This is a genomic window from Emticicia sp. GW821-FHT11C11 (assembly GCF_058808615.1).
The window spans coordinates 253691-267695 of record NZ_JBXARV010000004.1; the positions used below are offsets into that span (position 1 = coordinate 253691).

General features: G+C 39.9%; 10 protein-coding genes. 5 read left to right on the forward strand and 5 right to left on the reverse strand.

Annotated elements, in window-relative coordinates; all coding sequences use genetic code 11:
- Nucleotides 1-63: 63 nt before the first annotated feature.
- Entirely contained in the window at nt 64-1536 is a 1473-nt protein-coding gene (locus AC1RRY_RS20880; protein ID WP_492823420.1) for an LptF/LptG family permease, read from the forward strand.
- Nucleotides 1537-1551: 15 nt separating this feature from the next.
- Here the strand turns inward: AC1RRY_RS20880 and AC1RRY_RS20885 are convergent, their stop codons facing one another.
- The gene (locus tag AC1RRY_RS20885; RefSeq protein WP_492823418.1) at nt 1552-2193 is read right to left on the reverse strand and encodes a deoxynucleoside kinase; all 642 of its coding nucleotides are present in this window, start codon (nt 2191-2193) and stop codon (nt 1552-1554) included.
- A 134-nt stretch (nt 2194-2327) separates the two neighbouring features.
- Between AC1RRY_RS20885 and trhO the strand changes: the two genes are divergently transcribed.
- Nucleotides 2328-3362: an oxygen-dependent tRNA uridine(34) hydroxylase TrhO gene (gene trhO, locus AC1RRY_RS20890; protein ID WP_492823416.1), complete on the forward strand. Its 1035-nt coding sequence runs from the start codon at nt 2328-2330 to the stop codon at nt 3360-3362.
- A gap of 112 nt (nt 3363-3474) precedes the next feature.
- Nucleotides 3475-4032 carry a YdeI/OmpD-associated family protein gene (locus AC1RRY_RS20895; RefSeq protein WP_492823414.1) on the forward strand — a complete coding sequence of 186 codons (558 nt, stop codon included), beginning with the start codon at nt 3475-3477 and terminating at the stop codon, nt 4030-4032.
- Here AC1RRY_RS20895 and AC1RRY_RS20900 read toward each other — a convergent pair.
- Nucleotides 4027-4536 carry a GNAT family N-acetyltransferase gene (locus AC1RRY_RS20900; protein WP_492823412.1) on the reverse strand — a complete coding sequence of 170 codons (510 nt, stop codon included), beginning with the start codon at nt 4534-4536 and terminating at the stop codon, nt 4027-4029. The two genes, AC1RRY_RS20895 and AC1RRY_RS20900, sit on opposite strands and share 6 nt — an antisense overlap.
- 125 nt (nt 4537-4661) lie before the next feature.
- Here AC1RRY_RS20900 and surE point away from each other — a divergent pair, with 125 nt between their 5' ends.
- Together surE and AC1RRY_RS20910 are read left to right on the forward strand one after the other, a co-directional pair.
- Entirely contained in the window at nt 4662-5429 is a 768-nt protein-coding gene (gene surE, locus AC1RRY_RS20905) for a 5'/3'-nucleotidase SurE (RefSeq protein ID WP_492823410.1), read from the forward strand.
- A 104-nt stretch (nt 5430-5533) separates the two neighbouring features.
- Nucleotides 5534-7096: a GH3 family acyl-acid amido synthetase gene (locus tag AC1RRY_RS20910; RefSeq protein ID WP_492823408.1), complete on the forward strand. Its 1563-nt coding sequence runs from the start codon at nt 5534-5536 to the stop codon at nt 7094-7096.
- Between the two features lie 9 nt (nt 7097-7105).
- On the opposite strand, the gene AC1RRY_RS20915 is transcribed toward AC1RRY_RS20910, so the two are convergent.
- The 3 genes from AC1RRY_RS20915 to AC1RRY_RS20925 all read right to left on the reverse strand — a co-directional run bounded on the left by AC1RRY_RS20915 (nt 7106) and on the right by AC1RRY_RS20925 (nt 13812).
- The gene (locus AC1RRY_RS20915; protein WP_492823406.1) at nt 7106-8632 is read right to left on the reverse strand and encodes a c-type cytochrome domain-containing protein; all 1527 of its coding nucleotides are present in this window, start codon (nt 8630-8632) and stop codon (nt 7106-7108) included.
- A 126-nt stretch (nt 8633-8758) separates the two neighbouring features.
- Complete coding sequence (locus AC1RRY_RS20920) at nt 8759-10528, reverse strand: RagB/SusD family nutrient uptake outer membrane protein (RefSeq protein WP_492823404.1); 1770 nt, start codon at nt 10526-10528, stop codon at nt 8759-8761.
- A 29-nt stretch (nt 10529-10557) separates the two neighbouring features.
- Nucleotides 10558-13812, reverse strand: a complete 3255-nt coding sequence (locus AC1RRY_RS20925) for a SusC/RagA family TonB-linked outer membrane protein (RefSeq protein WP_492823402.1) — start codon at nt 13810-13812, stop codon at nt 10558-10560.
- Nucleotides 13813-14005: the final 193 nt, after the last annotated feature.

Here is a 14005-nt window from a genome sequence, read left to right on the forward strand (position 1 = left end):
TAACCGGCTTGTACAAACAAAATTCATTTCAGAATTTTGTGTCGGTAATTGTTTATTTCCTCAATGAAGAAAGTTGATTCGTTAGTTATAAAGTCTTTTATCGGACCATTCATATTAACTACCTGCGTGGTAGTTTTTATTTTTTTAATGCGTTTTCTGATGCTTTACTTCAACGACTTTGTGGGTAAAGATCTGGGGTACGATGTTTTTCTTAAGCTTTTTATTTATTTCTCCTTAATAACCGTTCCGATTTCGTTGCCATTGGCCACACTCCTGGCCTCTTTGATGTGCTTCGGAAACCTCGGCGAACACTCGGAGCTCACAGCCATAAAGGCCTCGGGCATTCCAATCGCCAGGGTATTACTACCTACACTGATTTTTGCATTTGGCATAAGCATATTTTCATTCTGGTTCAATAATACGGTAGCTCCCTGGGCTAATCTGAAGGGTTATAGCCTTTTATATGATGTTAAAACAACAAAGGTTACACTCAATATTAAGGAAGGGATTTTCTATGGTGAATTGCCCGGTTATAAAATCAAAGTTCAGGAGAAATTTCCGGATGGAAAGACCTTAAAAGGTGTAACCATCTACAATCATACCACCAACGAAGGAAACATGAACGTGACCATCGCCGATTCAGGTAAAATGTATACCATGTTAGATAACAACTATCTCGTATTTGAGTTGTTCAACGGAATCAATTACATGGACTACAAAAATAACCAGGGAGGTGCTCCGAATGAAACGCAATTTGTTAAGAACTCTTTCAAGCAAAACCGTCTGGTGTTTCCGTTGGAATCATTCGGTATGAAAAGAACAGACGAGTCTCAGTTTAAGTACCACGAATACATGAAGAATGTATTTGAGCTTTCGCAACAGGTGGACTCCATCCATAAAGAAATTGCAACAGCAAAAAGGGTGCAAATAGCTTCAATGGACCAATATTATAATCATCACTTGAAGAGAGTTCTAAAGGACACGGCCAACAAAAAGACGATTCTACCGGGTAAATGGGTGAATGAAAAAATAAAACCACAGAACGAAGAATCGAAAGTACTTGAAATATTCGAAACGGCTTTTAATCAGGCAAAAAGTATTCAGGATCATTACAAGACGAATCTTGATATACAAAAGAGCAAAATGAAAGATGTGTATCGGGCAGATGTAGAATTTTGGCACAAGTTCACGATGGCTTTCGCTTGTTTTGTTATGTTTCTGATAGGTTCTTCACTCGGATCTATTATCAAAAAAGGTGGTTTTGGTATGCCGGTGTTAATATCTATTACTTTCTTTATACTGATGTATGTTTTAATGCAATTGGGAGATAAATATGCCAAAGAAGGCATTTGGTATGTAATATTGGGTGTCTGGATGCCCGATTTTATATTGCTTCTGTTTGGGGTGTATTTCCTATATAAAGCAACAAACGACGCCCGGTTGTTTGACAGCGACATTTATGACGTATATCTGGACAAGCTAAAAACGTATATAAACACAAAAATTAGCAAAAAAGCTGCTTCAACTTCTGTCTAATTCGCGCGTATTTCATCATAAATGGTTGATTTCCAGCTGAGTACCTAAATTGATGTTCTTATCTATTAAATCAATTATCCCCTTTAAATCCGACTCATTTTCGGCAAAATCAAGATTGTTTACGTCTATAGTAAGCAGTTTACCATGTGTATAAAGATTTACAAAATCTTCATACAGATTATTCAGACTTTTTAAGTATTCCGGGTCGATATTCCTCTCAAAATCACGGTTACGTTTAAGAATCTGCCTTTGCAGTTTGGGTAGGTCAGCACGCAGATAAATCATAAGGTCCGGGTGAGATATCGCCTGAGTTATGGTATTAAACAAACCACGGTAAGTTTGGTAGTCAGTTTCGTTAAACTTGCCCGATTCATATAAATTGCGAGCAAAAATGTAAGCATCTTCATATATGGAGCGATCCTGAATTATAGTTCTGTCTTCCGTCAGTTTCTTTATTTTCAGCACTTGTTCAAAGCGGCTGTTCAGAAAATAAATCTGTAAATGAAACGACCACTTTTCCATGTCTTCATAAAAAGGTGGCAGATATGGATTGCCCTCAACGGCCTCAAATAGTACATCCCATCCATAGTGTTCTGCCAGTTTCGTTGCTAAAGTAGTTTTCCCCGCTCCTATATTCCCCGTAATCGCAATGTGCATTATACAATATTTATAGTTCTGATAATTTTTCAAAATAAATGCTAAAATGACTAAAATCATAGAACAACAAAAATAACTTTTGTAATTTTGCATCATTCAAATCAAGTCTGCGCCTTGAAATATTGAATTTAATTATGAACACAGAAGAAACAACTAAACAAATCGGCACGGCTCCTCAGCCGCAAAAGGGTAAATATTCAGTTTTGCTCTATTACATATACGCTCCTATTGAAAGCATAGTTGAGTATCGTGACATTCACCATCAATTCTGTATCGACAACAACATACTGGGCAGAATCATCATTGCACCAGAGGGACTCAACGGTACGGTTTCCGGCTTAGTGGAAGATTGCAAAAAATACATGAGCTGGATAAAGACAGACCCACGGTTTTCAAGAGTAGATTTTAAAGTAGAAAACCATGAAACGCATGCTTTCACGAAACTCTATGTGAGAATCAAAAAAGAAATTGTGCATTCAGAATTGCCCGTAAATCCACTTGAACGCACGGGCAAGCATTTAGAACCTGATGAGTTCAAAGAGATTTTAAAGAGCAATCCGGATGTTGTTTTGGTTGATATGCGCTCAAATTATGAGCACTCGGTTGGTAAATTTAAAGGGGCCATTACTTTCGACATGGAGAACCTTAGAGAGCTACCGGATCATATCCATGAAATTGAGCATCTGAAAGATAAAAAAGTGATCACTTATTGTACTGGTGGCATTAAATGTGAAAAGGCCAGCGCTTATCTGCTTTCTCAGGGCTTTAATGATGTGTATCAGCTGCATGGTGGTATTATCAAATATGGTCTGGAAGAAGGCGGCGAAGACTTCGACGGTAAATGCTATGTATTCGATAACCGCCTCACTACTGATGTAAACAAGGTGAATCCGGTTGTAATTTCTAAATGCCATGTGTGCGGCACTGATTGTGACAGAATGGTGAATTGCGCCAACCCCGATTGTAATGAACACGTACCTATCTGTGAAAAATGCGGTGTAGAAATGGAAGGTACCTGCTCAGTTGCCTGCAAAGAAAACCCGAGAAAACGTATATATGACGGTACCGGCTACTATGCCAAAACTACTGATGGGTATAAGCCGGAAATAGCATTAAGAACCCGGAAAAACACCAAAAACTTACACATAGTAGAAGAACTCGGATTGTAATCTGCGTACCTGTAGATATTGCCCCGGATCAGGAATGAATTTTATTTTGGAATTCTGTCCTGATCCGGGGCTGTTTTTTTATCTTTGGGTTGCATTTGAACCACAGACAGTAATGACAGCAAAGTTCTTCGCGCACCAGCATGATTTCCGCAAATGGCTGGAAGAAAACCACGAGACCGAAAAAGAATTAATGGTGGGCTACTACAAGGTAGACTCAGGCAAACCGAGTCTTACATGGTCAGAATCTGTAGACCAGGCGCTTTGTTTCGGGTGGATTGATGGTGTCCGGCGTTCAATTGATCATGAAAGTTACTGTATCCGGTTCACACCACGCAAGCCAACCAGTATATGGAGTGCAGTGAATATCAACAAAATGGAAGAAATGATTCCGAAAGGATTGGTAAAGCAGGCCGGACTAAAGGCCTATGAAAAGCGAAAAGACCATAAGTCGAAAGTCTATGCTTATGAGCAGGAGGCAGAAGCAGTATTCACACCGGAAATCGAAGCTGCTTTTCAGAAGAACTCCACCGCCTGGGATTTCTTTCAGCAGCAACCACCCTATTACAGAAAGATAATGACCCGCTGGATAACAAGTGCCAAGCAAGCAGCCACACAAACATCAAGACTGGAGAAATTGATTGATGCCTGCGTAAAAAAAGTTCGGCTATAACTTTTTGCGCATAACATAGTCGTTCATAAAGTATTCTCCTATAGGAATATCCTCTTCTGCAATTATTTCAAAGCCCATTTTCTCATAGAAAAACCGGGCCTTATTATATCGGTTCACGTTCAGGTCGAGCCACTCACCTCCTATTTCTTTTACTTCTTTTTCAACCTCGGCCAATAGTTTCTTTCCTAAACCCGCACCCTGAAAATCAGGATTCAGATAAATCTTATTCAGTTTATATACTTTTTCAGTTTCCTCTTTCGCTGAATAAGAAGCAAATGCTACGGGAACCTCTTTATGTGTATCATCAGTCAAAAACTGTAAAACAAATACCTGCCCTGCAGCCAGTTGTTCTTCCAGCCCCTCCGGGCTGTATATCAGATCGAACATATATTGTGGCTGTTGTTTTCCCAGAATAGGCACGTATGTTTCAAACCAGGTTTTTTTAGCAATTTCACGAATCAGGGCAATGTCTTCAGTGGTAGCAAATCTGTAAGTCAACTTCATGTATCAGAGAATTTTCTTTGCAAATATAAACTCTGCATACCTAACATTTTGTTAATTTGCATAAAAATTGAGATCTTACGAATCATGCGTTTACGCACAGGTGAGTACGACATTAATAAAGCTATATGAAACCACTTATTTTAGTTACCAACGACGACGGCATTACCTCAAAAGGTATTTCTGTTTTAATAGATATAGTGAAAAAAATCGGGGATGTATTCGTTGTTGCACCAGACAGCCCGAATTCAGGCATGGGGCATGCCATAACCGTTGATAGTACCATACACATAAAAAAGTCGAAAATTTTTGAAGGTGTTGAAGCCTACGAATGCTCAGGCACTCCTGCTGACTGCGTAAAACTGGCCAAACACCATTTTTTGAAGGGGAGAAAGATTGACCTTGTTGTGAGTGGTATTAATCATGGCATGAATGCCTCCGTATCAGTTCTTTATTCTGGCACCATGTCGGCGGCGGTTGAGGCATCTATTGAGGGGATTCCGGCAATTGGTTTCTCGCTTAATGACTTTCGTTATGATGCCGATTTCAGTCATACCAAGCGTTTATTGAAAAAAATAGTTGAGAAATCATTGAAAAATGGCATTCCTCCACATACTGCCTTGAATGTTAATTTCCCGGCGAAGTCTGATACGGCTATTAAAGGGATAAAAATATGCCGGCAAACCAATGGGTACTGGAGAGAAGAGTTTGATGCCCGTACAGATTTATATGGTAGACCGTACTTCTGGATGGGTGGTGATTTTGTGAATCGCGAACCTGAAAGCCAGGATACTGATATTTGGGCTATGGATAATAATTATGTTGCCATTGTTCCCGTTCAATATGATAGAACGGCGTATCCGGAAATAAAAGCATTGAAAAAGTGGAAACTTTAATTAGGAAATAATAAGATTTCGCAGGTATATTCAATCGATGGAAGCATTCGTTGTTGAGATTTAAAAACCTGCTTGCACTTCAACTACTAACTTATTTATTCGATATGGCAGTCTTAGGAAGCTTATTAAAAGGAAGCATAAAATTTACGAGTACAATACAGAAGATAAGGAAAGTAAAACCACAGAAATGGCAGAAAAAAGCCTTCACTAAGTTAATAGCAAAGGCTCGGTATACACAGTTTGGAGAAAAATATAACTTTGAAGAAATACTGAGTACCTCCATTTTTGAAAAAGGTACAGAATTCTATACGAAATTTCAGGAGACTGTTCCAATTTATGACTACAATAAAATATATGCTGAGTGGTGGCACAGAGCTCGTAACGGAGAAAAAAACGTGTGCTGGCCTGGCAAAGTGAAATATTTTGCGTTGAGTTCCGGTACGTCAGATGCGGCTTCGAAGGCGATTCCGGTTACCAAAGAAATGATTAAGGCGATCCAACGTACCAGTATCAATCAGATTATTGCGTTGGGTCATTACAATACCTTACCCTCCAATATTTACGAAAAAGGCTATTTAATGTTAGGTGGCAGCACCGCATTGAATGAGGTTGACTCTCACTATGAAGGAGATTTAAGCGGTATCACAACGGGCACCCTGCCTTTCTGGTTTCAGAATTTCTATAAACCCGGACAAAAAATTGCCGCGGAAAGAAACTGGAGTAATAAACTGGAAGAAATTACAGAAAACGCAAAGTATTGGGATATTGGTTTTCTGGCGGGTGTTCCGGCTTGGCACACTATTCTTCTCGAAAAAATCATTCAGCGCTACAATCTGAAAAACATTCATGAACTCTGGCCAAACCTTGCGGTTTTTGCCTGGGGAGGTGTTTCTTTAGAGCCTTACAAGCAAGGTTTGGAAAAACTATTCGGTAAACCTGTTATTTATATAGAAACCTACATGGCTTCTGAGGGTTTTCTGGCTTTTCAGGACAGGCCGGATGGCAACCTGAGACTAGTATTGAACCAGGGTATTTTCTTTGAGTTCATTCCTTTCAACGAAAATAATTTTGATGAAGACGGTAACTTAGTAGAAAAACCCGAAACATTGATGGTGCATCAGGTAGAAGAAGATATTGATTACGCATTATTAATTTCAACATGCGCTGGTACCTGGCGTTATCTGATTGGCGATACAGTTAAATTTACCAATAAAACTAGAGCCGAAATAAAGATTACCGGTCGTACCAAGCATTTTCTGAGTTTATGTGGCGAGCACCTGTCTGTAGATAACATGAATAATGCCATTGAGCTGGTATCTAAAGACCTGGGTATTGATGTACGCGAGTTTACAGTTATTGGTCTTAAGCATAACCCACTTTTTGCACATCAATGGTATGTAGCAACTGACGACAAAGTCGACGAAAAAGTATTATGTGAGCTAATCGATAAAAAACTTTGCGAATTAAACGATGACTATGCCGTAGAACGTGGCCATGCATTGAAAAACGTTTTCCTGAGAGTGTTACCTACCAAAGCATTCTACGAATGGATGAAGTTGAGAGGGAAAGAAGGCGGGCAGCATAAATTCCCGAGGGTATTGAAAGGAAAGGTGATTGATGAATGGGAAAACTTTGTAAAACAGAATTATGGAAAGGTTGGAGTTTAACTCCAACCTTTATTTTTTCTTATATACATCATCGCTTGTTTCATTTGGTTTTGCTTTCAGAAATTCAGCAATTTGCTCTTCACTCATACCTAACTCAATCTTAAGGTTTGGAAGGCTTTTTCTTAATTCTTCTGCACCTTTTGGGGTCACTTCGGTTTTCCAGAGGTATAGCTTCTTTAAGTTTTTAAGGCTTTTAAGATTTTTTAATCCCGAATCGGTTATTTTGTTCCCCGTGAGATTTAAATATTCAAGACTAACCAAGGGGTTGAGCTGATACAGCCCATTGTCAGTGATTTTGGTTTGCTCCAGATGTAGCCTCGTGAGTTTAGTAAGTTTTGCTACTTCGGTCAGTATTTTGTCAGTTACTTGTGTATTACTTAATCTGAGCCAGAGTGTTTGTGCCTGAGCCTTCGCAATCACAACCGCCTCATTGTCAGTCAATTTCGAATTGTTGATATAACTTATTTCTATATAATTGTTATTTTGAGCAAAAGGCAATATTAACGCTCCAGACTTTTTCAGGTCGTTCAAAACTCCTTCATCTATTTTATCAACTTCTTCGCTCAGTAATTTTTCTTCTACTTCAAACTTATCCTGTGCTACTCCGGTAGCTTGTGTAGCTCCGCCGGCGTTGCTACCCAACTTGGCCAGAACAGGTTTGATGCTTTCATTGGTTTGCACTTGCGACACTCTCTTATCAAAAGTTGCTCCCTGTTCAATCCACCATTTCAGCAGGGCAAGTTCATCTTCCGTTATCTGTACTTTGCCTTTAGGCGGCATGTGATCATCATCCGACTCCGGCAACAATATTCTTTTAATAAACTCGCTTTTTTCCACATTGCTGGCCACAAAAATAACTCCATGCTTCCCTCCTTTTTTCAGCAGATCTATTTCATCTATTCGTAAGTCACCTTTCATTTTATTAGCATTATGGCACGACTCACATTTTTGTTTGAAAATCGGACGGATAATATCCTGATAGACAAGCGCTTCGTTGATATTCTTAATTATAGGTTTTTCCTCCTGCCCTTCTTTGCTACGCTCTGTTTTTTCCGGCATTCCGAGCCAGGCTCTGAATGGTTGTGGAGTATTGTCGGTCAGGTAGGTTTCACCATGTGTTAAGTTCCCGCCATGATGCCCCGCGGCTATCATCAGTATCAACGAAAACAGTAACGACGGCGCATAAATAACCTTGCTGACACCCACCCGCTCATTCAACCATTGAATTTTTGATAACCAGGCAATCCAGCAAAAAACAGCCAGCCAAATTCCCTGCATTTTATGTTCCTCGAGTGTTTCTTCCTGATACCCGCCCTCCAGTGAAAGTAAGTATCCTGCTATGCAGGCAAACGTAGCGCTAAGAGCTGAAATCAATAATAGAACTCTGATGGTATCCGGGCTGAAACTCTGGCGTCCTGAAATTTTCAAAACCTCAAAAACACCAACAATAATCAGAAAACCTATAGGCAAATGAACAAGCAGTGGATGAAAACGGCCAAAAAAAGAAGTCCACTCAGATATAGCGAGGATTAACATCAATAATGGATTAAAGGTTGACTTATTTAATTTTAGGGGTAGTCTAACCCAAAGTTAATAAATATTACAATAAAAAAATAGCCAAAGCGCAATGCTTTGGCTATTTAAAAGATACAAAACTATGAATTAATATCCTGGATTCTGAACCAGAACGGCCTTACCGTCTTTCTGGCTGTTCAGGATTTCATCCTGAGGAAGCGGATAGTAATTATTTTTTGGAGCGGTAAATGTTTTACCAGCCATGTAACCACGTTTAACGAAAGTTCTTCCAGATGGTTCTTTACCTGAAACTGCTTCTTCTGCAGCATATTTGTTCAATACTTTATCTGCAATACCCCAACGTACAAGGTCGAAGAAACGGTGACCTTCCATAGCGAACTCTAAACGAGTTTCCATACGAACGGCATTTCTTGCAAAATCAGCTCCTTTAGAAGTAAAGGTTCCTGTAGTATAAGGCTCAACTTTGTAAGTAACAGAAGCATCCTGAACCGAACCGGTTTTAGCACGGTTACGAATCTGGTTAACCAATCCTTCAGCTGCATCCAGGTTACCCAATTCAACTTCACATTCTGCCAACCATAGAATTACAGATGACAATTTAATTACTCTGAAGTTATTGTTTACACTACGTTTGTTGGTTGAGTGCGTAGAACTGTTTTCTTCAGCCAGATAATACATCCATTTTTTACCAGTGAACGGCCCAGCATATGTCTGGTCACGAACCCAGGTAGAACCAGGCATTCCACCCCAGTCAAGGAAATTAACACCTCTGCGGCCAACTGTCCAGTCTAATCTTGGATCAACAGGAATTGATTTGTCAAGCGTGAAAGCAGTACCTGCTGCGATACCCTGATCATTTGGTAAATCAACCTGATTGTAAGTATCGCCAGAACCGTCAGCAGCTGAACCGATTAATGGTAAACCATCGGCATTAGTTTTGAAAGCATTAACCAGGTTGTGAGACGGTTGATAGAAACCGCAACATCCTCTACCAGGTCCTGTTGATGCATAAGGCCAGTTAAGGTTATCACCAGCGTTACCGTTATCACCGTTGGTACCATCATTTATAGAAAACTGCACTTCAAAGATAGACTCTGCATTATTGTTAGTGGTATTTCTATAATTATCATGATAGTTAGTCATCAATTTTTTGCCAGAGTTTTTCAATATATCCTCCAACAAAACTTTGGCAGGAGCCCATTTTTTCTGGAACACATAAGCCTTCGCTAAGAATGCTTTGGCAGCCCATTGTGTTGCTCTACCTTTTTGAGACTGTACAGCCGGAAGAGTTTGTGCTGCGAAATTGAAATCACCTTCAATTTTAGGCCAGATGTCTTCAGTGTTAGGTATTTTGGTAGAACTAGGATCATCCGCAATATAGATTTTATCATCAATATACGGAACTTTGTTCCACATTTTCTTACACTCAAAGTGATAGTAGCCTCTTAAAAAACGTGCTTCAGCAATTACCTGAGTTTTTTCAGCGTCGGTCATATCCTTAATTTCAGGACTTGCAACGATTTGAATTACTTCGTTAGCACGAGCTACGCCATCATACATACCCCACCATTTTCCAAGAAAATAAGTGTTATCAGACAACCAGTTATACTGTTCAATAAACGATTGCTCAGGTTGGTCACCGGCATCAGTACCTTTAACCGCATCATCTGACGCAACACCACCAAATACATAGTTAGATGCAGTTGAAGTACGGCCTGTATTACCAGAACCCACACCATCCAGCAAAGAGTAAGCGCCAATCAAAAGTGCAGTAACACCGTTCTTGGTTTTAAGCTGCGCCTGTGAGGCACGGCCTTGCGGTTTTATGTCGAAAAACTCGTCTGAACAGGCAAAGTTTGTTGCGACTAATAGTGCTATAATTAATGATTTTTTCATTCTTTTTTTGTCAATGTTTTTAATAGTAATTAGAATCCTAAACGCAGACCTACTAAGTATGATTTTGCAACAGGATAAGCTCCTTCATCGATACCCATGTGGATATCCTGGTTAGCTTCTCCAGATCTTCTCAAGTTAATGTCTGGATCAAGACCTGAGTATTTGGTAAAGGTTAGCATATTCTGACCTTGTACATATACCTGGGCACTGCCTAAACCAATTTTCTTAATCCAAGTGGTTGGTATGCTGTAAGTTAGCTGTACGTTTTTCAAGCGTAGGAATGAACCATCTTCAATGAAGTAAGATGATATCTGTTGGCTGGTTGCGTCACCTGAGTTCAAGCGAGGAAGTTTAGCCACATCGCCTGATTTTTGCCAAGAGTTATACAACATATCTTTTGATCTGTTACCTTGGAAAGTGTTAAAGTCGGTCCAGTATCTAACGTAGTTAAATATTTCATTACCTTGAACACCTTGTGCAAACAAGGTCAGATCCCAGTTTTTATAACCTAAGTTAACATTAACACCATAAGTGAAATCAGGGTGAGGATTTCCTATGATAGTTCTGTCGGCAGCTGTAATTACACCGTCACCATTGATATCTCTGAACTTGAATGTTCCTGCTCTGGTGTAAGAACCAAATTTAGGAGCAGCAGCAGCTTCAGCATCATCTTTAATTACACCATCAACAATATAACCATAGTAGCTGGCAATTGGCAAACCTGCTTTGGTAGCAGAAATGGCAGGAAGACGGGTAGCGAAACCAAATAAAGTGGCGTTCGGGTCATTGTTCAGCTTAAGCACTTCATTTTTGTAGTGACCAAAGTTAACACCAACAGTGTAGCGGAAATCACCTGCTTTGTCTCTGTAGTTTAAGCCGATATCAAAACCTTTATTTTGTACCTCACCAATATTAGTGTAAGGGATTGTACCAGTACCTGATGTTCTAGGAATAGCAATCTGAGTTAACATGTCTGACGTAACACGTTTGTAAAGGTCTAATACAAACTCAAGTTTGCTATTAAACAACACCGCATCTAAACCGATGTTAGTAGAAGTAGTTGTTTCCCATTTACCATTCGGGTTACCGAACTGAACAAGGTCGAAACCACCCACAATTGAAGTACCTGTACCGTTAATATCGTAAGCATTTCTGATAGGGTCAGATGCATATTGGGTATAGGCATTGTAAACGATCGGAATCAACTGGTTACCGGTTTTACCCCAGCCTAAACGCACTTTCATGTCGTTCACAAATTTCAGGTCTTTCATGAATGCATATTCAGACAGACGTACCCCAACCGAGAATGCAGGGAAGATACCGTATCTGTTAGCAGATGAGAAACGAGAAGAACCATCACGACGAAGAGTGAAATCGGCCAGATAAATATCTTTATAAGCATAGTTTACTTTACCGAATTGCGAGAACAAAGCAGTGATAGTAGCACCACCACCTGAGTTGTTCAGACCAGAAGCCGAACCTGCATCAAGGTAACGATACTCTAAATCATCAAATGCAAAACCACTTCTGTTAGCCTGGAAACCAAATCCATAAGTAGTAACGGCCTCAGTACCAACCAAAACGTTGAACGTATGAGCACCAATTTCTTTGTTATAGTTCAGTGTGTTGAACCAGGTTACTGATCTGTCGTAGTTATTGATAACGTTCAAGCTGTTTGCAGCTCTTGCTTCAGCAGCTTCAATATCACGGTGGAAATACTCCGATCTGTTAGATTGGTTGTACTCAAGACCCAGACTTGTTCTGGCTTTCAAACCAGGAATGATGTCTAGCTCAGCAAATACGTTACCGAAAATGTGCGTACCTTTTGTGATATTGTCTTTTTCACGATACAATCTCGCCAATGGGTTAGGTGCGTTACCAAGGTTAACACCTTTACTACCGGCAAAACCATTGTAAGGAGAGCTGTTAGTACCACCCAATTCTGCAGGGCCACCTGTGATGTCAAACACCGGAATGATAGGGTGAACACGAATAGCAAACATAATAGGGTTAGACTCATCGTTGTTTGTGATACCTTGTCTTTCATCATAAGATACAGTCAAGTTCTCACCCAAAGTGAATCTTCCTTTTTTGAATTCAGTGTTAGCTCTTACCGAATATCTATCATATTTAGTATATCTTAGAATACCACCTTGTTTGAAGTAGTTAGCAGAGATTGCATACTTAGCATTTGCACTACCACCTGTAGCACCAATCTGGAAGTTTGAAATCGGAGCCGGATCGAAGATTACATCCTGCCAGTTAGTACCTTCTTTGTTTGCTTTTGTAATGTTGAAGGCAGTTTTACCCAGGTTAGGGTCGGCGATATCATTAGTATAAGTATAATTGGCAGGCAAAGTACCGTAAACGTTCGGATAAATATAGTCAGCAACAGTTTGCTCACCATTAGGGCCGAATTTGTATTGAACTGATGGAGAAGTAACCGATGGGCTTTTACCTGCACCAAGATCAGCACGGTATAGATACTCACCTAATTCTTTAGTATTCAACAGGTCAAGCATTTTACCAGGTTTTTGTGTACCTGTGTAAAAATCGAACGAAAAGCTTGGTTCACCCGGTTTACCTTTTTTGGTTGTGATGATCACAACCCCGTTAGACGCACGAGCACCATAAATTGAAGCCGCAGAGGCATCTTTCAATACCTGCATCGACTCAATATCGTTAGGGTTAATCTGGTTAAGCGTACCTTGTGTTGGCACACCATCAATTACATACAAAGGGCTGTTGTTGTTAACAGAACCGAATCCACGGATACGAACCATTGTACCACCACCCGGTGAGTTGTCGTTACCAACAGTTACACCCGATGCTCTACCTTGTAACATCTGGGTTACGCTGGCGGTAGGGGTAGCAGTCAATTCTTTTGCACCCACAACAGTTACAGCACCCGTAATGTCTTTTTTACGTTGAGAAGCGTAACCGGTTACTACCACCTCATTAAGGGCTTTAGTATCAGAAACTAATGAGACATTAACTTCTGAGCGGTTTCCGATAACTTCTTCTTTGGTTTCATAACCAATAGACGAGAAAACAAGCGTTCCACCATTTTGAGGAACTTCCAACGAATAATTACCACTGGCATCAGTCGAAGTACCTTTTGTACCACCTTTGAGGAGAACTGTAACGCCCGGAAGCCCCATTTGTGCTTCACCGTCAAGAACTTTTCCAGTGATTTTTCTTTGAGCGAATGCGGTAGTCCCGAGAATGAAGAACAGCATGATCAGTGCTCTCGCCCTGATAGGAACAGAGTAGGATTGTTTCATGAAAAAAAATATAAAATTAGGTTAATAAAAAAACGTGATAATATTACGATTCGAATCTAGAGGTTCGCGTTCTTAGTTTATACGTCCGAAGGAGAATTTTAGGGTAAAAATTTCCTGTTTAGGTCGAAAAAGAATTTACTGAATCTGTTAGGGATGAATGCAATATTAAAAACATTACAATAGTATTATATTA